Genomic DNA, 21555 nt, shown 5'->3' with positions numbered 1-21555 from the left:
AGACACTCCGGTTTCACGAATTTCGAATCATTGGTCACGAGGTCCGACACATCATGAATCTGACTATCATCGGCAGCGGTTACGTAGGTCTTGTCACCGGCGCCTGTCTCGCCGACATCGGGCACGACGTGTTCTGTCTCGACGTCGATCAGGCAAAGATCGACGTCCTGAACAACGGCGGCGTGCCGATCCACGAGCCGGGCCTCAAGGAAGTCATCGCGCGCAACCGCGCGGCCGGCCGCCTGCGCTTCTCGACCGACATCGAGGCCGCGGTCGCGCACGGCGACGTGCAGTTCATCGCGGTCGGCACGCCGCCCGACGAGGACGGCTCGGCCGACCTGCAGTACGTGCTCGCGGCGGCGCGCAACATCGGCCGCTACATGAAGGGCTTCAAGGTGATCGTCGACAAGTCGACGGTGCCGGTCGGCACGGCCGAGCGCGTGCGCGCGGCGGTGGCCGAGGAACTTTCGAAGCGCGGCGGCGACGCCCCGATGTTCTCCGTCGTGTCGAATCCGGAATTCCTGAAGGAAGGCGCGGCGGTCGACGATTTCACGCGGCCGGACCGCATCGTGATCGGCTGCGACGACGACGTGCCGGGCGAGCGCGCGCGCGAACTGATGAAGAAGCTCTACGCGCCGTTCAACCGCAACCACGAACGCACGCTGTACATGGACGTGCGCTCGGCCGAATTCACGAAATACGCGGCGAACGCGATGCTCGCGACGCGCATCTCGTTCATGAACGAACTGGCGAACCTGGCCGACCGCTTCGGCGCGGACATCGAGGCGGTGCGCCGCGGGATCGGTTCCGATCCGCGCATCGGCTATCACTTCCTGTATGCGGGCTGCGGCTACGGCGGCTCGTGCTTCCCGAAGGACGTCGAGGCGCTGATCCGCACGGCCGACGAGCACGGCCAGTCGCTGCAGATCCTGAAGGCCGTGTCGTCGGTCAACGCGACGCAAAAGCGCGTGCTTGCCGACAAGATCGTCGCGCGCTTCGGCGAGGACCTGACGGGCCGCACGTTCGCCATCTGGGGGCTCGCGTTCAAGCCGAACACCGACGACATGCGCGAGGCACCGAGCCGCGAGCTGATCGCCGAGCTGCTGTCGCGCGGCGCGCGCATCGCGGCGTACGACCCGGTCGCGCAGCAGGAAGCGCGCCGCGTGCTCGCGCTCGATCTCGCGGATCACCCGAGCTGGCTCGAGCGTCTCACGTTCGTCGACGACGAGGCGCAGGCCGCGCGCGATGCCGACGCGCTCGTGATCGTCACCGAATGGAAGGCGTTCAAAAGCCCGGATTTCGTCGCGCTCGGCCGTCAATGGAAATCGCCGGTGATCTTCGACGGCCGCAACCTCTACGAGCCGGAGACGATGAGCGAGCAGGGCATCGAATACCACCCGATCGGCCGCCCCGGCTCGCGTCAGGCCGTCGCCGCCCGCGTGCCGGGCGCCGCGCGCGCGAACGCGTGACCCGCGCGTCGCCGTTACCCATAACCCGAATCGAGACGCCATGTTCCGGAACATCCTGATCGTCTGTCATGCGAACGTCTGCCGCAGCCCGGCGGCGGAATTGCTGTTCAAGTCGCACGCGGCGTCGCGCGGCGGCCCGCGCGTGACGTTCCACTCCGCCGGCGTGCGTGCGAACGACGGCGACGGCATCGATCCGGTGATGCGGCAACTGCTCGCCGAGCGCGGCGTCGATGCGACGACGCACCGGTCGCGGCGGCTGTCGCGCCGGATCGTGCGCGACGCCGACCTGATTCTCGTCAGCGAGCGCGAACAGATCAAGGCCGTCGAATCGGTCGATCCGTTCGCGCGCGGCAAGGTTCACCTGCTGGGCAAGTGGGAGGACGCCGAGATCGCGGATCCGCATGGCGGCCCCGAGGCCGACTATCGCGAGAGCTACTCATTGATCGAACGTCTGGTTCAAGGATGGCTGCAAAAACTATGCTGAAACGTCCCATGCGCCCGCTGGCGCTCGCCGTCGCGATGACGACCTTCCTGTCGGCCTGCGCGACTGCGCCCGGCAACTATCTCGACTCGTCGAACCTGAAGGACGAAGGCCGGCAAGGTCAGGCCGAAACCTATCCGGTTCATTACATCGACGCGAAGCTGGTGATGGATCAGCTGCAGAAGCAGCAGGTCGAACACCCGCTGCCGCCGGGCCGTTACACCGATCCGTCGCAGTACGTTTACCGCATCGGCCCGCAGGACATTCTCGGCGTCACCGTGTGGGACCATCCCGAGCTGACGACGCCGCAGGGCCAGTCGTTCTCGAGCGGCGGCAACACGACGCAGACGATCGCGGGCGCGCTGCAGCAGCCGTATTCGTCGTCGCTGCCGGGCCAGGCCGATCCGTACGGTCAGACCGTGGCCGCCGACGGCACGATCTTCTTTCCGTTCGTCGGCCGCATCCACGTGGCGGGCAAGACGATCGCGCAGACGCGCGACGAGTTGGCCACGCGCCTTGCGCGCTACGTGAAGAATCCGCAGCTCGATGTGCGCGTGCTGTCGTTCCGCAGTCAGAAGGTGCAGGTGACGGGCGAGGTGAAGACGCCCGGCCCGCTCGCGATGAGCGACGTGCCGCTGACGCTCGTCGACGCGATCTCGCGCTCGGGCGGCTCGACCGCCGAGGCCGACCTGCAGCGCGTGCGCCTGACGCGCGACGGCAAGCTCTACACGCTCGACGCGAACGGCGTGCTCGACCGCGGCGAAGTGAAGCAGAACGTGATGCTGCAGCCGGGCGACATCGTCAACGTGCCGGACCGCAGCGACAGCCGCGTGTTCATCATGGGCGAGGTCAAGACGCCGGTCACGGTGCCGATGCTCAAGGGCAGGCTGACCATCGCCGACGCGCTGACGGCCGGCGGCGGCATCCTCGACACCGATGCGAACCCGCGCAAGATCTACGTGATGCGCGGGATGCGCGACAACCCGACGAAGCCGGAAGTGTTCCGTCTCGACATGACGCAGCCGGATGCGCTGATGCTGTCTAGCCGCTTCCCGCTCCAGCCGCTCGACGTCGTCTACGTCAGCACGGCCGGCTCGGTGCAGTTCAACCGTGTGCTGCAGCAGGTGCTGCCGACGATCCAGACGATCTTCTACATGCGGCAAATCACGCGCTGATAGCCCGCCGGGGTGGCGTCTGCCCCCCGGCACCACTCAAGCGGGAACGAATGGTGAACACGCAAGCAAAACACGCCTACGCGGATCTGACCGCGAAAACCGAGGAAGAGGACGTCGTCCTCGGCCAGCTGCTCCAGGTGCTGATGGACGACATCTGGCTGCTGCTCGGCATCGCGGTGACCGTCATTGCGCTCGCCGGCCTCTACTGCTACATCGCGAAACCGGTGTACCAGGCCGACGTGCACGTGCGGGTCGAGAGCAACGACAACACGTCGCAGGCGCTCACGCAGACGCAGACGGGAGCGGCGATCAACAGCGGCCCGCAGCAAGCGCAGACCGACGCGGAAATCGAGATCATCAAGAGCCGCGGCGTCGTCACGCCGGTCGTCGAGCAGTTCAAGCTGAACTTCTCGGTCGTGCCGAAGACGATTCCGCTGCTCGGCAGCCTGTCCGCGCGCGTCGCGACGCCCGGCGAGCCTTCGCGCGCGTGGTTCGGCCTGCGGTCGTACGCATGGGGCGGCGAAGTCGCCGACATCGACACGATCAACGTCGTGCCCGCGCTCGAAGGCAAGAAGCTGACGCTGACGGCCGGTCCGAACGGCACCTACACGCTCGTCGACGCGAACGGCAGCCGCCTGCTGTCGGGCCGTGTCGGCGAATCGGAGCAGGGCGGCGGCGTGACGCTGCTGGTGCAGAAGCTGGTCGCGCGTCCGGGCACGCAATTCACGGTGGTCCGCTACAACGATCTCGATGCGATCACCGGCTTCCAGTCGGGCATCCAGGTGTCCGAGCAGGGCAAGCAGACAGGCGTCGTGCAGATCTCGCTCGAAGGCAAGGACCCGGACCAGACCGCCGCGATCGCGAACGCGCTCGCGCAGTCGTACCTGAACCAGCACGTGATCGCGAAGCAGGCCGAAGCGACCAAGATGCTCGACTTCCTGAAGGGCGAGGAGCCGCGCCTGAAGTCCGATCTCGAGCGGGCGGAAGCCGCGCTGACGCAGTATCAGCGCACGTCCGGCTCGATCAACGCGAGCGACGAGGCGAAGGTCTATCTCGAAGGCAGCGTGCAGTACGAGCAGCAGATCGCGGCCCAGCGCCTGCAGCTCGCATCGCTCGCGCAGCGCTTCACCGATTCGCACCCGATGGTGATCGCCGCGAAGCAGCAGCTCGCGGAACTGCAGGGCGAGAAGGACAAGTTCAGCAACCGCTTCCGCAGCCTGCCGGCGACCGAAGTGAAGGCCGTCCAGCTCCAGCGCGACGCGAAGGTCGCCGAGGACATCTACGTGCTGCTGCTGAACCGCGTGCAGGAGCTGTCGGTGCAGAAGGCCGGCACGGGCGGCAACATCCACCTCGTCGATTCCGCGCTGCGCCCGGGCGCCCCGGTCAAGCCGAAGAAGGTGCTGATCCTGTCGGCCGCGGTATTCCTGGGCCTGATCCTCGGCACCGGCGTCGTGTTCCTGCGCCGCAACCTGTTCCAGGGCATCGAGGATCCGGATCGCGTCGAGCGCACGTTCAACCTGCCGCTGTACGGGCTGGTGCCGCAAAGCGCCGAGCAAGTGAAGCTCGACGCGATGGCCGAGAAGGGCGGCGGCCGCGCGCGGCCGATCCTCGCGAGCCTGCGTCCGAAGGACCTGAGCGTCGAAAGCATGCGCAGCCTGCGCACCGCGATGCAGTTCGCGATGATGGATGCGAAGAACCGCGTGATCGTGCTGACCGGCCCGACGCCGGGCATCGGCAAGAGCTTCCTGACGGTCAACCTCGCGGTGCTGCTCGCGCATTCGGGCAAGCGTGTGCTGTTGATCGACGCCGACATGCGTCGCGGCATGCTCGACCGTTACTTCGGCCTCACCGCGCAGCCGGGCCTGTCCGAACTGCTGAGCGATCAGTCGCCGCTCGAGGAGGCGATCCGCGAGACGCCGGTGCAGGGCCTGTCGTTCATCTCGGCCGGCACGCGCCCGCCGAACCCGTCGGAGCTGCTGATGTCGACGCGCCTGCCGCAATACCTCGAAGGGCTCGGCAAGCGCTACGACGTCGTGCTGATCGACTCGCCGCCGGTGCTGGCGGTGACCGACGCGACCATCATCGGCCGCATGGCCGGCGCGACCTTCCTGGTGCTGCGCTCGGGCATGCATACCGAAGGCGAGATCGCCGACGCGATCAAGCGCCTGCGTACCGCGGGCGTCGATCTGGAAGGCGGGATCTTCAACGGCGTGCCGCCGAAGGCGCGCGGCTACGGCCGCGGCTATGCGGCCGTCCACGAATACCTGAGCGCCTGACGGCATTGCACGAAACCGGGCCGGCGTGCGCAGCGCCGGCCCGGCCGACTGGAGAACCCTCGATGAAAATTTCCGTGCTCGTTCCGACCTACCGGCGTCCCGCCGACCTCGCGCGCTGCCTGCTGGCGCTGCAGCGCCAGCAGCGGCTGCCCGACGAGGTGATCGTCGTCGCGCGCCCGGAGGACGATGCCACGCACGAGCGCCTCGCCGATCCATCGGTCGGCGGCATGCTGCCGCTGCGGATCGTGCCGGTGGACGTGCCGGGGCAGGTCGCCGCGCTGAACAAGGGGCTCGACTCGGCGAGCGGCGACATCGTCGCGATCACCGACGACGACGCGGCGCCGCGCGCCGACTGGCTCGCGCGCGTCGAAGCCGTGTTCCTGGCCGACCCGCGCGTCGGTGCGGTCGGCGGCCGCGACTGGGTGCACGAGAAGGGCCGCGTGCTCGACGAGTCGCGCGAGCTCGTCGGCCAGCTCACGCTGTCCGGCAAGATCGTCGGCAACCATCATCTGGGCGTCGGCGGCGCGCGCGAAGTCGACATGCTCAAGGGCGCGAACATGAGCTACCGCCGCGCCGCGATCGAACGTCTGCGCTTCGACACGCGGCTGCGCGGCGCCGGCGCGCAGGTGCACAACGACATGGGTTTCAGCATGCAGGTGCAGCGTGACGGCTGGAAGCTCGTCTACGACCCGGCGATCGCGGTCGATCATTTTCCGGCCGAGCGTTTCGACGACGACCGGCGCGATGCGGCATCGCTGAATGCGATCAGCAACGGCGCGTACAACCTGCACCTGATCCTGCGCGAGCATCTGCCGCCGGTGCGGCGCGAAATCGCTTGGTGGTGGTGGACGCTGATCGGCACGCGCGTCTATCCGGGCTTCGCGCACGTGCTGCTGTCGCTGCATACCGCGCGGCGCGACCGTGTGCGCGAGCACTGGCGCGCGGTGCGCCGCGGCGCACGCGATGCGCGCCGCGCCGACCTTGCCCCCCATCGTGCGGCGATGCCGCCGGTGACGTCTTGAACGGGCTGCGCGCACGACGCGCGGCCATCCCCGGAGGGCTTGCATGAATTCCACGAAGGTTCACGTCCACCTGTTCTACGGCGCCGATCCGCGTACTTACCGGAAGGGCGAGAACATCGGCTGCCTGTACGGCTATCACCACGCGGAATCCGACGAATTCCGGCTGACCTATTCGCAGGACCGGCGCGAGAACCGCGTCGCGAGCCTCGTGCGCCGTGCGCTGAAGGCGGCGCTTGGCTTCGACGTCGTGCATGCGTGGCGCAATCGCGCGGCGTTGTTGGGCACCGACGTGATCTGGACGCACACCGAGCAGGAGCATCTCGCCGCCGCGCTGATCCTGAAGCTCGCCGGCGCACAAGGCAAGCGCCCGCTGCTGCTCGCGCAGAGCGTGTGGCTGTTCGACAAGTGGAACACGTTCGGCGGCCCGCGCCGCTGGCTGTACCGCAAGCTGCTCGCGCGCGCCGACGCGCTGACGACGCTCGCCCGCGACAACGCCGAGCTGTGCCGCCGCTTTCTCGGGCGCGAGGCCGAGTTCGTCTACTACGGGCTGAACACGCAGGACTTCCCGCTCACCGAGCCGCAGCAGTGGCAGCCGAACCGGCCGCTGCGGATCGCCGCGATCGGCAACGACCGCGACCGCGACTGGCGCACGTTCCTCGCCGCGTTCGGCGGCGACGAGCGCTACGACGTGCGGCTCGCGACGCGGCGCCGCGTGCCGCGCGAGTGGCATGCACCGAACGTGAAGATCGGCTCGGCGTCGGGCCTCGCGAAGCAGCACGAACTGTACGCGTGGGCCGACGTGATCGTCGTGCCGCTGCGGCCGAACTTCCACGCGTCGGGCATCACGGTGATGCTCGAGGCGGCGGCGGTCGGCAAGCCGATGATCGTGTCCGACGTCGGCGGGCTCAGCGACTACTTCCCGCACGATACGGCCGCCTACGTGCCGGCGTTCGACGCAGCGGCGATGCGCCAGGCCGCCGATCGCTTCGTGGCCGATCCGGCCGCCGCGCTCGAATGCGCGCGTGCCGCGGCCGCGTGCCTGCGCGAGCGCGACCTGACCACGCAGGCGTTCGCCGAACAGCACGTGCGGATCACGCGCGACATGCTGCGCCGGCGTCGCACGCCGGCGGCGGCCGGTCTCGCGATGCCGCTCGCGGATTCGCGCCCGTCGTCGCGGTGAGAACGGATCGATGAGTACGATTGCCGCCGAACGCGCACCGTCGCGCAGCCGCAGCCGGTTGCCCGAACCGAAGCACTGGGTCGGGCAGGCGGGGTTGTGGACGTTTACCGCCGCGCTGATCGCCATTCACCAGGGCAAGGTGCTGACGCTCGCGTTTCCGGTGCTGGCCATCGCGGTCGGCATCTGGCTGTATTTCAAGAGTCCGGCGCGCTACGTCGGCTTCATGTGGTGGGTGTGGTTCCTGAGCCCTGAAGTTCGACGTCTCGCCGACTGGTCGAAGGGCGCGTTCACGCCGACGAGCCTGATTCAGGTCGCGCCGCTCGCGGTGACGATGATCGCCGGGTTCGGGCTGCTCAGGCATTACCGCGTGCTTGCGCAGCGGCGCGGGGTTCCCGTGCTGCTGATGCTGTTCGGGCTGACGTATGCGTATCTGGTCGGGATCGTGTCGAGCGGCGTGATGGCCGCGACCTACGACCTCGCGAACTGGGTGTACCCGGTGCTGATCGGCTTTCACATCATGGTCAACTCGCGCGACTATCCCGAGTACCGCGACGTGCTGCTGTCCACGTTCATGTGGGGCATGCTCGTGATGGGCGTGTACGGCGTCGTGCAGTACTTCGTGATGCCGCAGTGGGACGTGCTGTGGATGATCGGGTCGGACATGGGTTCGCAGGGCGAGCCGGTGCCGTACGGTGTCCGCGTCTTCAGCACGATGAACTCGTCGGGGCCGTTCGCGTTCGCGATCATGGGCGCGCTGGTGTTCGTGTTCGCCGCGCCGCAGAAGGTCCGCTGGCTCGCGGGCGCCGCCGGCTTCGTGTCGTTCGCGCTGTGTCTCGTGCGCTCGACCTGGGGCGGCTGGGTGATCGCGCTCGCGATCCAGCTCGTGCAGTCGAGCAACCGCGTGCGGATGCGGATCCTGATCAGCGGTGTCGTGCTGGTCGGGCTATGCGTGCCGCTGCTGACCGTCGGCCCGGTGGCCGACCGCCTCGGCGCGCGCCTGCAATCGATCACGAACCTGAAGGACGACCGCAGCTACGACGACCGCAACAAGTTTTACGCGACCTTCGCGCAAACGGCGTTCACCGACGTCGCCGGCGAGGGGATGGGCGCGACCGGCGCGTCCACCAAGCTGTCGAGCGACAGCGGCGAGCTCGGCAAGTACGGCAGCTTCGACAGCGGCGTGATGAACGTGCCGTTCGTGCTCGGCTGGCCCGGCACGCTGCTGTACCTGTCGGGCGTCGTGATGCTGCTCGCCCGCACCCTGCGCGCGGCGTTCAAGCTGCGCAAGGACAAGTTCGTCGGCGCATGCCTGAGCCTGTGCCTGTCGGTGTTCGCGATGCTCGTGTTCACGAACTCGCTGATCGGCACGGGCGGCCTGCTGCTGTTCACGGCCATTTTTTCAATACTATCCGCGGCGCACTGGCAGAAGGCACAGCGCCTGCTGGCCGCCGCGCGTTCACGGGGAGGCGACCATTGAGAATCGCGATCGTCACGCACGTCGTGCGACATAACGACGGGCAGGGCCGCGTCAATTACGAAATCGCGCGCGCGGCGCTGGCCGAGAACTACGAGGTCACGCTGGTCGCGTCGCATGTCGCGCCCGAGCTGCTTGCCGACCCGCGCGTGCGCTGGGTGCCGGTGAAGGTCGGCGGCTTCTGGCCGTCGAATCTCGTCAAGCAGCAGGTGTTCGCGCTGAAGAGCGCGTGGTGGCTGCGCGCGCATCGCAGCGAGTACGACGTGCTGCACGTGAACGGCTTCATTTCGTGGATCAAGGCCGACGTGAATACCGCGCACTTCGTGCACGGCGGCTGGTTCAAGAGCCCGTATTACCCGTTCGGGCTGACGAAGGGGCTGTGGTCGGCCTACCAGTACGTCTACACGCGCGTGAATACGGCGCTCGAGCGCTGGGCGTACCGGCGTTCGCGCGCGATCACGGCCGTGTCGCAGAAGGTGGCCGACGAGATCGCCGGGCTCGGCATCGACAGCGGCAAGATCAGCGTGATCTACAACGGCGTCGACGGCAGCGCGTTCGCCGGCGCGCAGGCCGATCGCGCGGCGTTCAAGCTGCCGGACGATGCGTTCCTGCTGCTGTTCGTCGGCGACCTGCGCACGCCGCGCAAGAACCTCGGCACCGTGCTGAAGGCGCTGACGAAGCTGCCGGCGAACGTCCATCTCGCGGTGGCGGGCTATCTGCCCGGCAGCCCGTATCCGGACGAGGCGCGCGCGCTCGGCATCGATTCGCGCGTGCATTTCCTCGGTCTCGTGAAGAACATGCCGACGCTGATGCGCTCGGTCGACTCCTACGTGTTTCCGTCGCGCTACGAAGCGATGAGCCTGTCGCTGCTGGAAGCCATGGCGGCCGGGCTGCCGGTCGTCACCGCGCGCACCGCCGGCGGCGCCGAAATCATTACGCGCGACTGCGGGATCGTGCTGGAGGACCCCGACGATCCGGACGCGCTCGCGCAGGCAATCGGCTCGCTCGCGGCGTCGCGCGACTCCTGTCGCGCGATGGGCGACGCGGCCCGCGAACTGATGACCCGTTTCGGCTGGGCCCACATGGGCGCCCAGTATGTCGCGCTCTACCGGCGCATCGGCCAACCCTCGCAGCCGTCCGCCTTCGAGCGGGTCGAGCATGCGGTTACGCAGGAGCAGTCGTAATGTCCCAATCTTCCCGGCCGATCAAATCGTTGCAGATCGGCATGCACTGGTTCCCCGAACGCGCGGGCGGCCTCGACCGGATGTACTACTCGCTCGTCGGCGCGCTGCCCGGTGCGGGCGTCGAGGTGCGCGGGCTCGTTGCCGGCTCGCCGAAGGTCGCCGACGACACGGGCGGTGCGATCCAGGGCTTCGGACCCGCGTCGCAGCCGCTTGCGCGCCGCATGCTCGCCGCGCGCCGCGCGTTGCGCGACGAGATCCGCAGCGAGCGTCCGGACGTGATTTCGTCGCACTTCGCGCTGTACACGTTCCCGGGCCTCGACGTGACGCGCGGGATTCCGCAGGTGTCGCATTTCCAGGGGCCGTGGGCCGACGAAAGCCAGGTCGAGGGCGCCGCGTCGCTCGGGCAGCGCGCGAAGCGCTATCTCGAACAGGCCGTCTATACGCGCTCGTCGCGCCTGATCGTGCTGTCGCAGGCGTTCGGGCAGATCCTGACGAACCGCTACGGCATCGATCCGTCGCGCGTGCGCGTGATTCCCGGCTGCGTCGATACCGCGCAGTTCGATACGCCGCTCACGCCGGCCGAGGCGCGGCACAAGCTGCAACTGCCGCAGGACCGGCCGATCGTGCTGGCCGTGCGCCGGCTCGTGCGGCGCATGGGGCTGGAAGACCTGATCGACGCGATCGGTCTCGTCAAGCACCGTCACCCGGACGTGCTGCTGCTGATCGCCGGCAAGGGCAAGATCGGCGAGGAACTGCAGCAGCGCATCGACGACGCGGGGCTGCAGGACAACGTGAAGCTGCTCGGGTTCGTGCCCGACCATCATCTCGCGGCGCTGTACCGCGCGGCGACGGTCAGCGTCGTGCCGACGGTCGCGCTCGAAGGCTTCGGGCTGATCACGGTCGAATCGCTGGCGTCCGGCACGCCGGTGCTGGTGACGCCGGTCGGCGGGCTGCCGGAGGCGGTGGCCGGGTTGTCCGACGATCTCGTGCTGCCGTCGACGGGCGCGGATGCGATCGCGGAAGGGCTCGGCGGCGCGCTGTCGGGCGCGATCACGCTGCCGGACGAGGCCGCGTGCAAGCGCTACGCGCGCGAACATTTCGACAACGCGGTGATCGCGCGACGCGTCGCCGGCGTGTACGAAGAGGCGATCCAGGCGGCGGGGTAAGCGAACGCGGCACGCCGCCGCGACGGTCGGGCCGGCGCACGCGCATGCGTCCGGTCCGCATGCCGGCCGCTCGATCCGGGCGAGCCGGTTTATTTCGTTCCGTGCGAGGCACGCCGCGATTCGCGCTCTATGTTCGACACTTCGACACGCGTCATGCACGCCGGAGCGTCACGGCCCATACGGCGAATGCACCCACGCTGACCGCCGCCCCGAGCCCGCAGACGCCGATCCATCCGGCGTGCGCATACATCATCGTCGACGCAATCGCGCCGAGCCCGCTGCCGACTGAATAGAACAGCATGTAGCACCCGACAAGGCGCGCGTGCGCATCGGGCCGCGCGCCGAGGATCATGCTCTGGTTCACGACGTGGACGGCCTGCCCACCGACGTCGAGCAGCACGATGCCAACGACCAGCAGCGCGATCGACGTACCGGCGAACGCGAGCGGCAGCCACGAGAGCGCGAGCAGCGCGAGCGCGGTGCCGGTCGCGGCTTCGCCGAGGCCGCGATCCGCGAGCCGGCCGGCGCGCGCGGCGGCTGCCGCACCCAGCGCGCCGACCAGACCGAATGCGCCGATCTGCGTATGCGACATCGCATGCGGCGGTGCGCTCAGCGGCAGCACGAGCGCGCTCCAGAAGATGCTGAACGCCGCGAACAGCAGCAGTGCGATCGCTCCGCGCACACGCAGCACACGCTCGTCGCGCAGCAGCGTGACCATCGAACCGAGCAGCGCCGCGTAGCCGATGCGCTCGCGCGGCGCGTCCGCATCGGGCAACAGCCGCACCAGCACGACCAGCATCGCGATCGCGAGCGCGCCCGACACCAGATAAACCGCTCGCCAGCCGGCGACATCCGTGACGACACCCGCGAGCGCGCGCGCGGCGAGCAGGCCGATCACGACGCCGCCCTGCGCCGCGCCGACCACGCGGCCGCGCTCGCCGGCGCCTGCAAGCGCGGCCGAGCAGGCGATCAGCCCTTGCGTCATCGCGGTGCCGAGCAGCCCGACCGCGACCATGCCGGCCAGCAATGCGATGCGCGTCGGCGAGGCGGCCACGCCGATGCATGCCGCCGTCAGCAGCAGAAGTTGAACGGTGATCAGGCGTTTGCGGTTCAGCAGGTCGCCGAGCGGCACGACGAACAGCAGCGCGAGCGCGCAGCCGAGTTGCGTCGCGGTGATGACGCCGCCGACCGCCGCCTGCGATACGCCGAAGTCATGTGCGATCGAGTCGAGCAGCGGCTGTGCGTAGTACACGTTCGCGACGCTCGCCGCGCAGCAGACGGCGAGCAGCACGACGCGCGCCGTCGACACCCGCGAGACGGCGATCGGACGAGCGGTGCGCGACGTCGCGTTCGACGCGACCGTTCCTGAACTGGGTGATTCCATGGGGTGTCTCACGCTCACTCAAGTGGTTGCAATTTGAAACTAGTGCGAGTGTAGGAAAAGTGGTTTTAAAATGCAACCTGTGTGACGGCGGGCGATGGGCCCGCGCACGGACGGCCGGCGGCCCGCGAAGGCGCCGGCGCGACAGCGGAGAGCAATATGGCCAGGCAGAAAAGTCTCGCGGATTCGCCGTGCCCGGTGGCGCGGGCGACCGATATCGTCGGCGATCGCTGGGCATTGCTGATCGTGCGCGATGCGTTCGACGGCGTGCGCCGGTTCGGCGATTTCCGCGCGAGCCTCGGCGTCGCGAGCAACATCCTGTCGGACCGGCTCAGGATGCTGGTGGACGCTGGCGTATTCGAAGTCGTGCCCGCGTCGGACGGCAGCGCATATCAGGAGTACGCGTTGACGAAGAAGGGCGAGGGGTTGTTTCCGGTGATCGTGATGTTGCGGCAGTGGGGCGAGGCAAACCTGTTCGAGCGCGGCGAGCCGCATTCGGTGCTGGTCGAGCGCAAGACGGGCCGGGCGATCCGCAAGCTTGCGCTTCGGCACGACGACGGCCGGCCGCTGAAGGCGGCGGAGACGGTCGTGCGGAAGGTGGGCGACGAGGGGGGCGGGACGCGGGCGTGAGTGTTCGTTCGCCACGGGACGCAAGAACCGATCGTGTCCGCTTCGCGGCGTCGACGCACCGGTCACGCGCCCGATGACGGCCGACCGCACCGTTCAATCGGCTGCCGACGCCGCGCGACGCGCACCGGATGCACCGCGATGCGCAGCCGGCCTGACCAGCGTCGCGAGCAGCGCGGCCGCGACCAGCAGCCCGGCCGATACGCCGGTTTCGACATGCAGGCCCTCGACGGTCTGCCACGCGGCGCCGCTGCCCGCGACCGCGCCGAACGCGGCGACGCCCATCGCGCCGCCGGTCTGTCGTGCGGTGTTCAGCACCGCCGATGCGATACCCGCGCACTCGTGCTCGACCGACGCGAGCACGGCCGTCGTCATCGCCGGCACCGCGAAGCCCATGCCGGCCGGAATCAGCAGGAACGGCACGAGCAGCAGCGGCAGCGGCGTCGACGCATCGATGAAATGCAGTGCGCCGTAGCCGAGCGCGGCAACCAGCGCGCCCGCGAGCATCGGCGCGCGCGGGCCGTGACGCGCGACCGCACGGCCGCTCGCGAGGTTCGCCAGCAGGAAGCCGCCCGTGAGCGGCAGGAACGCGAGCCCCGCCTGCCACGCCGATTCGCCGCGCACGCGCTGCAGGTACAGCGCAAGCACGAACACGGTGCCGTAGTACGTGAGGTTCACGCAGATTCCGAACAGGACAGCCGCGCTGAACGTGCGGCGGCGGAACAGCGACAGCGGCAGCATCGGCATCGCGGTGTGCGACTCGACCGCGACGAACGCGAGCCCGGCCAGCGCCGCGAGCGCGAAGCCGCCGGCGACGACCGGATGCGTGAAGCCGAGCGGTTGCCATTCGATCACGGCGGCGGTCAGCGCGGTCAGCATCGCGATCGCGATGAGCTGACCGCGCAGGTCGAGTGCCCGCACGGCGCGCACGGGCGTCGTCGGTTGCTTCGATGCAGCGCCGATGTGACGCGCGGGCACCCATGCGAACGTGGCCGCCAGCCCCGCCGCACACAGCGGCAGGTTCACGAGAAAGATGCCGCGCCAGCCCCATGCTGAGATCAGCAGGCCGCCCACGACCGGGCCGGCCGCGATCGAGATCGAGCCCGCGGCAGTCCACCAGCCGACGGCACGGGCGCGCAGAGGCGGATCATGCCGGCACGCATCGTTGAGCAGTGCGAGCGAATTCGGCAGCATCGCCGCGGCGCCGACGCCTTGCAGCGCGCGGGCCGCGATCAGCATCGCGGGCGCGATGGCGGCGCCGCACGCAAGCGACGCGAGTGCGAACAGCACGAGGCCGACGACGTACATGCGGCGTGCGCCAAAGCGGTCGCCAAGTGCGCCGCCCGACAGCATCAGCACCGCGAACGCGAGCGTATACGCATCGACGACCCACTGCAGGCCGGCGACCGGCAGATGCAGATCGCCGGCCAGATGCGCGAGCGCGATGTTGACGATCGTTACGTCGAGTTGCGTGACGACGAAGCCGATGCTGACGGTCGCGACGATGCGGGCGAGCCCGTGCTGAAAGGCGGCGGAGCGGGTGGTCGTGTCCATGCGCCCATCGTAGGACGCGACGGGCGGGCGACGTTTCAGGGAGGCGTGAAGCATCGATGCCGTCGCGATGTGGCCGGCTTGCCGGCCGCAGCGCGACAGGGGAACGGAGGCCGTGAGGCTCAGCGAGCCGTGACACGGCTTTCCGGCACGCCGGGCGACGCGCGTGAGCGCTCAGTGCCGCTCGCCGCGCCAGCGCCCCGGCGCGACGCCGAAGCGCTTCTTGAAAGCGTGCGTGAAGGTGCTCTGGTCGGCGAAGCCGACCATGCCGGCGATGTCGACGAGCGGATGGCGGCCGTCCGCCAGCAGCACGACGGCGGCGTCGAGCCGCAGCCGCTGCAGGTAGCGATGCGGGGTTTCGCCGAACGCGTCGACGAACAGTTGATGAAAGCGGCGCATTCCGTAACCACAGTGCGCGGCGAGATCGGCGATGCGCAGTGGTTCCGCAAGCCGCGCGCGCAGCCAGCGGTCGATGCGCGCGAAATCCAGGCCCGCCGCGGGCGCGGCGAGGCCGGCATCGTCGAGCAGCGCGTCGCACAGACGCGCGGCGGCCTGCCACTGGAAGCGATGCGCGCGCTGCGTGTCGCCGGCTGTCCCGTCGAACTGCGCGGCCGCCGCCGCGACCTGCGCGACGAGCGACGTGAGCGCCGGGTCGATCGACACGGCACGCGCGCTGCCGAACAGCCGCTGGGGCACCGCGAGCGACGCGGCGGGCAAGTCGAGCACGAGCTGGCGATTCTCGCCGAGGCCCGAGTAATCGTGGCGCGCGCCGGCCGGAATCAGCCACGCCGCGTGCCGGTCGATGCGCTGGCCGACGCCGTCCACAGCCATCACCATCGCGCCGTCGACGCCGATCACGACCTGATGAAAGTCGTGCACGTCGGATGCTTCGCACGTGTCGTAACGGCGCAGCGCGATGGCGGGAGACGGGATGCGTTCCATCGGAAGGACGTCGGCCGACGGCGTCGTCAGACGGCGAGCAGTTCGACTTCGAACACGAGCGTCGCGTTCGGGGGGATCACGCCGCCTGCGCCGCGCGGACCGTAGCCGAGTTGCGGCGGGATCGTCAGGCGACGCACGCCGCCGACCTTCATGCCCTGCACGCCTTCGTCCCAGCCCTTGATGACCATGCCGCCGCCGAGCACGAACGCGAACGGGTCGTTGCGGTCCTTGCTCGAATCGAATTTCTGACCGTCGGTCAGCCAGCCCGTGTAGTGGACGCTGACGGTCTGGCCGGCTTGCGCTTCCGCGCCGCTGCCTTCGGTCAGGTCTTCGATTTTGAGGCCCGATGCGGTCGTGGTGACAGACATGACTTCTCCTGAAAGGGGTTGGGTAAAACCGCTATTGTAGGCGAGCGGGCAGGGGGCCGCCTTACGCGACAAGCGCCCCGCGGCATGCCGATCGCGCGCCGGCCGCGGTGGTGGTCATGCATTCCGCCTGAAACGCGAATGGAACGCGCGTTTGAATTTTTCGCGAACCGGATCGACGGGGTTGCGCCGCGCGAACGGGGCGCGCGTATGAATCGGTGCCACCCGGCTGCTCGGCGTCACGTCGGGCGGCACCGCGTGATCCCGCGAAACGCCCGTCGCGCGGGGTGTGTGTGCCGATTTCGGCGCGTGCGTGCGCCGTCTGGCTGCCGGTCGCGTCCCGGCGTGCGCGTTCGAATCCCGGCGCGCCCGAATGCCGCTCGAACCTCGTTTTTTCCGCGCTGCCGACCGTGCCCTGTTTGGAAGCGCGCGTCTACCGCGCGGCTTGCGCGCAGCGCCGGCCGGCGCCTATCTTTACAGTTATCGATGTCAAGATTTCGGCGTTGCGCGATGCGCTGCCCGGGCCCGCGCCGACAAGGCCGCGACGGCTGGCGGGCCGCCCGAAAACCAGGAGAACGACGAACATGAAGTCAGCCGCTTCAGCCATTGCAGCCGAGGTGATGCCAGTGCGCCGCGACTTGCGCTTCGACCTGCCGGTCGAGCGCGCGAAGGACTGGCATGGGCTCGGCCCGCACGTGACCCACTTCTTCAACGCGCTGTCGCTGCTGTTTCCGGCCGGCGAACGCTTTTTCATGGATTCGGTGCGCAATTATCGCGACCGGATCGACGACCCGGTGCTCAAGCGGCAGGTGCTCGGCTTCATCGGCCAGGAGGCGATGCATACGCGCGAGCATGTCGAATATAACGAGCTGATGCAGGCCAACCGCCTGCCCGCGCGCAAGCTCGACAAGCGAGTATGGACGGTGCTCGGCTTCATGAAGCGCACGCTGCCGCATTCGGTGCAGCTCGCGCACACGGTCGCCGCCGAACACTACACGGCGATGCTCGCGGACTGGCTCCTGCGCGACCCGACGCGCCTGGACGGCTCGGTCGAAGGCTACCGGCAGATGTGGCTGTGGCATGCGCTCGAGGAAACCGAGCACAAGGCCGTGTCCTACGACGTGTGGAACGCCGTGATGAAACCGGGCCTGCGCCGCTACCTGATCCGCGTCGGCGTGTACCTGGTGACGACGCTGACGTTCTGGCCGACCGTGTTCCTGATGCACGTGACGCTGCTGTCGCGCGATCGCGACATCAGGCATCGTGTGCGCGGCATGCTGCGCATGATTGCATTCCTGTACGGGCCGCGCCGCGGGCTGTTCCCGCGCATCGCGGGTGAATGGCTGAGCTTTTTCCGGCCCGGCTTCCATCCGTGGGACCACGACAATCGCCACCACCTCGCGCGCGTCGATACGCTCGCCGCCGCCTACGGAGAACACGACGGCGCGTCGGCCGGACGCGGCCGCGCGAACGCACTCGCGCCGCTCGCATCGGGGCGCTGACGCCGCCACGCCGCGCGGCACGTGTTGCGTTCGTGCATCATCCCCACTTCTTCTGACGATTGACCGGCGTCAAGCGGAAAACGGTTGCGCGAGCGCGTGCCGGCGCGGCCGCCGGGGCCGCGCCGGCGCCTGCCGCCGGGCCGATTCCACGTGCCCGGCGCCGCGCGCCGCACCCGCGCGCCCGCACCGGCGCGGCTTCGCGCGCCCGATATCCGTACGGCCATGTTTTCGCAGCCGCCTCGCCACCGGGATATCACCCATCTAGCCGCGCACCGGCGGCACCGATATACCGTTCATGAAAGGATCCGCCCGGCGCGCGATTATTGCCCGGGGGGATTTTATTCGGACGGAAATGCGGCCAATATGTCGGTTCGATCGAGGTCCTTCGGATGCGGCGGCGAGCCGGCGCACGATACCAACGCCAAGCGGGGAACAACGATGGTTGCAAGGTCACCCGACGCAAGCGGGACGGCGGCGTCCGAGATGCCGCCCGTGTCCGTTACCGCTCCCGAGGCTGGGCGCAAGCTGTTCGTCATCATGCGTTCGCCGGACGAGCCGTTGCTGGCGCAACTGCGGGAGCTCGGCTGGGACATCTCGGTCGCGAAGACGGCCGGCGCAGCGCAGAACATGACGTCCGGCGTGAATGTCGCAGCCGGGCTCGTCGATTTCTCGGGCTTCACGTCGCGCGACTATCCCGCGCTGAAAGCGTGCCTGAGCCAGCCGGCGATCGGCTGGATTTCCGTCGCGCAGGCCGGCATCACGATCGGCGTTGCCGTGCGCGAACTGATCCGCAGCTATTGTTTCGATTACGTGACGCTGCCGTTGCCGTACGAATGGATTTCGCACGTGCTCGGCCATGCGCGCGGGATGGCCGCGCTCGATCGCGTCGACGGCGCGGCGTACGCGGCGTCGATCGGCGAGCACGGGATGATCGGCAACTGCGAAGCGATGCAGCAGCTGTTCAGCACGATCCGCAAGGTCGCGAAGACCGACGCGAGCGTGTTCATCTCCGGCGAGTCGGGCACCGGCAAGGAGCTGACGGCGCTCGCGATCCACGAGCGCTCGGTGCGTGGCAAGGGGCCGTTCGTCGCGATCAACTGCGGCGCGATTCCGCATCACCTGCTGCAGTCGGAACTGTTCGGCTACGAGCGCGGCGCATTCACCGGGGCGAACCAGCGGCGCGCGGGCCGGATCGAATCCGCGAACGGCGGCACGCTGTTTCTCGACGAAATCGGCGACATGCCGATCGAAAGCCAGGCGAGCCTGCTGCGCTTCCTGCAGGAAGGGAAGATCGAGCGGCTCGGCGGCCAGGAGTCGATTCCGGTCGACGTACGGATCATCTCGGCGACGCACGTGGATCTCGACGGCGCGGTCGAAGCCGGACGCTTTCGCGCGGACCTCTATCACAGGCTCTGCGTGCTGCGCATTCACGAGCCGCCGCTGCGTGCGCGCGGCAAGGACATCGACATCCTCGCGCATTACGTGCTGCAGAAATACAAGGCCGACAGCGGCCGCAAGATCAGCGGCTTCACCTCGGCCGCGCTCGACGCGATGCGCCGCTACGAGTGGCCCGGCAACGTGCGCGAGCTGATCAACCGGGTGCGCCGCGCGATCGTGATGGCCGAGAGCCGGCTGCTGACACCGCACGACCTCGGGCTCGAGGTCCCGGGCGAAACGGAGCCCGTGACGCTCGAGCAGGCGCGTTCGCTCGCCGAGCGCACCGCGATCGAAAACGCGCTGCTGCGCAACGATCACCGGATCAACAAGGCCGCCGCCGAACTCGGCATCTCGCGCGTCACGCTTTACCGGATGATGATCGAGCACGGGCTCAACGACCACGACAACAACGGCGGAAAGGACGGCGTGCCGCCCGACGACGCCGACCATCAGCGAGTCGGCTGAACGACGGCGGGAAGCGTCCACGGCCGTCCCGTGCGCGGGCGTCCGGCGCCATGTAAAGAGCGTGAAACGTTTCGTGCCGGCGGCCACCCGGATCGACCCGGCAAACGTGCGCGGCGGCGTGCCGCCCGTGCCGGGAAAATATTCCGGATCGTCCGCGCGCCTTGTCCGGCAAGGCATCGCCGCCACACGGGCGCGCCCGCTTGCGCCACGCATGTTTCAGTTTCGCAACGTCCTGCCTGCCCCGCCCGTTCCGGTCGCGGGCTTGTCCGATGAAAGCCTTGTGCGGCCGGCCCGGAACGAAGCTGGCCCGCTCCTTGCGGAGTTTGAGGTGCGAAAGTCGATGACGTGGCGTCCGGCCGGTCCGGCAGCGAACCATGCGAGGACCGGCAAGGACGCAGTCCACGGGGATGACCGGACGGACGGGCAGCATAGCCCTGCTCCGAACGGCATGGGCCGTCATCGACGGATCGTCGGGGCGCCGGCTGTGTCCGGTTGCCGGTACAAGCTACGGATCGAATACGGGGTAGAAAAATGACGAACGATCGCCACACGCAGCGGCCGGCAGGCCGCGATCGCAGTGATTCGACCCATCGCCGGTCGACCGCGCATCTTGCTGCCGGCCGGCATGCGTCGACAGGCCACCTCTCCGCGCCCGGTGCGAGGCGGATCCGGCTGATACCCGGTCATCCGCGCCGGGCCGGCGCTTTCTCGCTCGCCAACCCGATCCGCATGGGGATGTGCACGCGGGCACCGGTTCCCCGGCGCCCGATCTTCGCTTATTGACGACGTCGAGCGCCTGTTGTCGCCAGAGCAGGTGATCCGTTTGCAATGCGAATGACGTGCGGCGTCCGGATGCGCGATACGGACGATGAACCGGCACGACGGCGAACGTCAGGGAGGCGTCGCCGTCCGGCGAGCAGGGGAGGGGCGGTCAGACCGCGCGCGACGGGTATCGCACCCGTCCGCGCGCGGCGCCGCTTCAGCCGCCGTAGATGTCGAAGTCGAAGTACTTCGACGCGAGCCGCTTGTACGTGCCGTCCTTGACCATGTCGAGGATCGCGCGATCGATCTTCGCCTTCAGGTCGGTGTCTTCCTTGCGCAGCCCGATGCCGGCGCCGATGCCGAGCACCTTCTCGTCGACGAGTTCGGGCCCGACGAACTGGTAGCCCGCGCCGCGCGGCGACTTCAGGAACCCGATCGCGGCCTGCACCTCGTCCTGCAGCGCGGCGTCGAGGCGGCCCGACGTCAGGTCCGCATACACGCCGTCCTGGTTCTGGTACGACACGACGTTCGCACCCTGCTTCGCCCAGTACGCCTTCGCATACGCTTCCTGCGTCGTGCCCTGTTCGACGCCGATCGACTTGCCTTTCAGCGATTCGGCCGTCGGCAGCAGCGGCGAACCCTTCTTCACGACGAGCCGCGTCGGCTGGTTGTAGATCTTCGTCGTGAAGCCGATCTGTTCCGCGCGCTGCGGCGTGATCGACATCGACGACAGCACCGCGTCGAACTTCTTCGCCTTCAGCGCCGGGATCATCCCGTCGAAATCGTTCTCGAGCCACACGCACTTCGCCTTCAGCCGTGCGCAGATCTCGTTGCCGAGGTCGATGTCGAAGCCGACGAGCTTGCCGTCGGGCGCCTTCGATTCGAACGGCGCGTAGCTGGCATCGGTGCCGAAGCGCAGCGTGGTCCAGTCCTTCGCGACGGCGGGGCCTGCCGATACCGCGAGCAGGGCGATCGAAACGGCGGCAATCAGTATCTTCATGGTGGTTCCTTGGCGTGGTCTATCCGGTTCTGGGCGACACGGTTGCTGCGGGGGACGCGCCGCGTCCCGGTGCGCTGTCCGCACGGTCATTAACGC

General features: G+C 68.7%; 18 protein-coding genes. 13 read left to right on the top strand and 5 right to left on the bottom strand.

The window, feature by feature from the left end:
• The first annotated feature begins 53 nt into the window (after window positions 1-53).
• From WS66_RS09525 to WS66_RS09485, 9 genes are all read left to right on the top strand, one after another.
• A complete protein-coding gene (locus WS66_RS09525; RefSeq protein WP_059531601.1) occupies window positions 54-1469 on the top strand; it encodes a UDP-glucose dehydrogenase family protein in 1416 nt (471 codons plus the stop codon).
• Window positions 1470-1509: 40 nt separating this feature from the next.
• Window positions 1510-1953, top strand: a complete 444-nt coding sequence (locus WS66_RS09520) for a low molecular weight protein-tyrosine-phosphatase (RefSeq protein WP_059531598.1) — start codon at window positions 1510-1512, stop codon at window positions 1951-1953.
• On the top strand, window positions 1947-3125 hold the full coding sequence (locus WS66_RS09515) for a polysaccharide biosynthesis/export family protein (protein WP_059601638.1): 1179 nt from the start codon (window positions 1947-1949) through the stop codon (window positions 3123-3125). The genes WS66_RS09520 and WS66_RS09515 overlap by 7 nt, the downstream gene beginning before the upstream one ends.
• 50 nt (window positions 3126-3175) lie before the next feature.
• Window positions 3176-5401 carry a polysaccharide biosynthesis tyrosine autokinase gene (locus WS66_RS09510; protein WP_059601639.1) on the top strand — a complete coding sequence of 742 codons (2226 nt, stop codon included), beginning with the start codon at window positions 3176-3178 and terminating at the stop codon, window positions 5399-5401.
• 62 nt (window positions 5402-5463) lie between these two features.
• Window positions 5464-6423, top strand: coding sequence for a glycosyltransferase family 2 protein (locus tag WS66_RS09505; protein ID WP_059601641.1), 960 nt, complete (start codon window positions 5464-5466; stop codon window positions 6421-6423).
• A gap of 43 nt (window positions 6424-6466) precedes the next feature.
• Window positions 6467-7603, top strand: coding sequence for a glycosyltransferase family 4 protein (locus WS66_RS09500; RefSeq protein WP_059601642.1), 1137 nt, complete (start codon window positions 6467-6469; stop codon window positions 7601-7603).
• A 10-nt stretch (window positions 7604-7613) separates the two neighbouring features.
• Complete coding sequence (locus WS66_RS09495; RefSeq protein ID WP_059601644.1) at window positions 7614-9080, top strand: O-antigen ligase family protein; 1467 nt, start codon at window positions 7614-7616, stop codon at window positions 9078-9080.
• Complete coding sequence (locus WS66_RS09490; protein ID WP_059601646.1) at window positions 9077-10261, top strand: glycosyltransferase family 4 protein; 1185 nt, start codon at window positions 9077-9079, stop codon at window positions 10259-10261. The genes WS66_RS09495 and WS66_RS09490 overlap by 4 nt, the downstream gene beginning before the upstream one ends.
• On the top strand, window positions 10261-11427 hold the full coding sequence (locus WS66_RS09485; RefSeq protein WP_059601648.1) for a glycosyltransferase family 4 protein: 1167 nt from the start codon (window positions 10261-10263) through the stop codon (window positions 11425-11427). The genes WS66_RS09490 and WS66_RS09485 overlap by 1 nt, the downstream gene beginning before the upstream one ends.
• 151 nt (window positions 11428-11578) lie before the next feature.
• Here the strand turns inward: WS66_RS09485 and WS66_RS09480 are convergent, their stop codons facing one another.
• Window positions 11579-12811 (bottom strand): MFS transporter, encoded by a 1233-nt coding sequence (locus tag WS66_RS09480; protein ID WP_059601650.1) that lies wholly within the window; start codon window positions 12809-12811, stop codon window positions 11579-11581.
• A 156-nt stretch (window positions 12812-12967) separates the two neighbouring features.
• Here WS66_RS09480 and WS66_RS09475 point away from each other — a divergent pair, with 156 nt between their 5' ends.
• Window positions 12968-13438, top strand: a complete 471-nt coding sequence (locus WS66_RS09475) for a winged helix-turn-helix transcriptional regulator (protein ID WP_059532386.1) — start codon at window positions 12968-12970, stop codon at window positions 13436-13438.
• 93 nt (window positions 13439-13531) lie between these two features.
• On the opposite strand, the gene WS66_RS09470 is transcribed toward WS66_RS09475, so the two are convergent.
• The 3 genes from WS66_RS09470 to WS66_RS09460 all read right to left on the bottom strand — a co-directional run bounded on the left by WS66_RS09470 (window position 13532) and on the right by WS66_RS09460 (window position 16296).
• Window positions 13532-14989: an MFS transporter gene (locus WS66_RS09470; RefSeq protein WP_059601652.1), complete on the bottom strand. Its 1458-nt coding sequence runs from the start codon at window positions 14987-14989 to the stop codon at window positions 13532-13534.
• Window positions 14990-15160: 171 nt separating this feature from the next.
• Window positions 15161-15928: an AraC family transcriptional regulator gene (locus WS66_RS09465; RefSeq protein WP_059601655.1), complete on the bottom strand. Its 768-nt coding sequence runs from the start codon at window positions 15926-15928 to the stop codon at window positions 15161-15163.
• Between the two features lie 26 nt (window positions 15929-15954).
• Window positions 15955-16296 carry an FKBP-type peptidyl-prolyl cis-trans isomerase gene (locus WS66_RS09460; protein ID WP_059601657.1) on the bottom strand — a complete coding sequence of 114 codons (342 nt, stop codon included), beginning with the start codon at window positions 16294-16296 and terminating at the stop codon, window positions 15955-15957.
• 581 nt (window positions 16297-16877) lie between these two features.
• Between WS66_RS09460 and WS66_RS09455 the strand changes: the two genes are divergently transcribed.
• The 3 genes from WS66_RS09455 to WS66_RS33600 all read left to right on the top strand — a co-directional run bounded on the left by WS66_RS09455 (window position 16878) and on the right by WS66_RS33600 (window position 20232).
• On the top strand, window positions 16878-17795 hold the full coding sequence (locus WS66_RS09455) for a metal-dependent hydrolase (RefSeq protein ID WP_059601852.1): 918 nt from the start codon (window positions 16878-16880) through the stop codon (window positions 17793-17795).
• 438 nt (window positions 17796-18233) lie between these two features.
• Window positions 18234-19697 carry a sigma-54 dependent transcriptional regulator gene (locus tag WS66_RS09450; RefSeq protein ID WP_059601659.1) on the top strand — a complete coding sequence of 488 codons (1464 nt, stop codon included), beginning with the start codon at window positions 18234-18236 and terminating at the stop codon, window positions 19695-19697.
• Between the two features lie 61 nt (window positions 19698-19758).
• Window positions 19759-20232 carry a hypothetical protein gene (locus WS66_RS33600; RefSeq protein WP_159086534.1) on the top strand — a complete coding sequence of 158 codons (474 nt, stop codon included), beginning with the start codon at window positions 19759-19761 and terminating at the stop codon, window positions 20230-20232.
• 444 nt (window positions 20233-20676) lie between these two features.
• Here the strand turns inward: WS66_RS33600 and WS66_RS09440 are convergent, their stop codons facing one another.
• Window positions 20677-21459 (bottom strand): ABC transporter substrate-binding protein, encoded by a 783-nt coding sequence (locus WS66_RS09440; protein ID WP_059601661.1) that lies wholly within the window; start codon window positions 21457-21459, stop codon window positions 20677-20679.
• Window positions 21460-21555 lie beyond the last annotated feature (96 nt).

It is taken from the genome of Burkholderia sp. LA-2-3-30-S1-D2, assembly GCF_001523915.2.
Classification (GTDB): Bacteria; Pseudomonadota; Gammaproteobacteria; order Burkholderiales; family Burkholderiaceae; genus Burkholderia; species Burkholderia diffusa.
Note: the sequence above shows the minus strand (reverse complement) of the source record. Positions and strands in the feature narration are given on the sequence as shown.

Bases quoted from the DNA above. Each gene is read 5' to 3' on its own strand.
- WS66_RS09515 (WP_059601638.1), top strand. From the start codon at position 1,947: ATGCTGAAACGTCCCATGCGCCCGCTGGCGCTCGCCGTCGCGATGACG.
- WS66_RS09495 (WP_059601644.1), top strand. From the start codon at position 7,614: ATGAGTACGATTGCCGCCGAACGCGCACCGTCGCGCAGCCGCAGCCGG.
- WS66_RS09505 (WP_059601641.1), top strand. From the start codon at position 5,464: ATGAAAATTTCCGTGCTCGTTCCGACCTACCGGCGTCCCGCCGACCTC.
- WS66_RS09455 (WP_059601852.1), top strand. From the start codon at position 16,878: ATGAAGTCAGCCGCTTCAGCCATTGCAGCCGAGGTGATGCCAGTGCGC.
- WS66_RS09475 (WP_059532386.1), top strand. From the start codon at position 12,968: ATGGCCAGGCAGAAAAGTCTCGCGGATTCGCCGTGCCCGGTGGCGCGG.
- WS66_RS09485 (WP_059601648.1), top strand. From the start codon at position 10,261: ATGTCCCAATCTTCCCGGCCGATCAAATCGTTGCAGATCGGCATGCAC.
- WS66_RS09470 (WP_059601652.1), bottom strand. From the start codon at position 14,989: ATGGACACGACCACCCGCTCCGCCGCCTTTCAGCACGGGCTCGCCCGC.
- WS66_RS09440 (WP_059601661.1), bottom strand. From the start codon at position 21,459: ATGAAGATACTGATTGCCGCCGTTTCGATCGCCCTGCTCGCGGTATCG.
- WS66_RS09480 (WP_059601650.1), bottom strand. From the start codon at position 12,811: ATGGAATCACCCAGTTCAGGAACGGTCGCGTCGAACGCGACGTCGCGC.
- WS66_RS09510 (WP_059601639.1), top strand. From the start codon at position 3,176: ATGGTGAACACGCAAGCAAAACACGCCTACGCGGATCTGACCGCGAAA.
- WS66_RS09500 (WP_059601642.1), top strand. From the start codon at position 6,467: ATGAATTCCACGAAGGTTCACGTCCACCTGTTCTACGGCGCCGATCCG.
- WS66_RS09520 (WP_059531598.1), top strand. From the start codon at position 1,510: ATGTTCCGGAACATCCTGATCGTCTGTCATGCGAACGTCTGCCGCAGC.
- WS66_RS09465 (WP_059601655.1), bottom strand. From the start codon at position 15,928: ATGGAACGCATCCCGTCTCCCGCCATCGCGCTGCGCCGTTACGACACG.
- WS66_RS09525 (WP_059531601.1), top strand. From the start codon at position 54: ATGAATCTGACTATCATCGGCAGCGGTTACGTAGGTCTTGTCACCGGC.
- WS66_RS09450 (WP_059601659.1), top strand. From the start codon at position 18,234: ATGGTTGCAAGGTCACCCGACGCAAGCGGGACGGCGGCGTCCGAGATG.
- WS66_RS09460 (WP_059601657.1), bottom strand. From the start codon at position 16,296: ATGTCTGTCACCACGACCGCATCGGGCCTCAAAATCGAAGACCTGACC.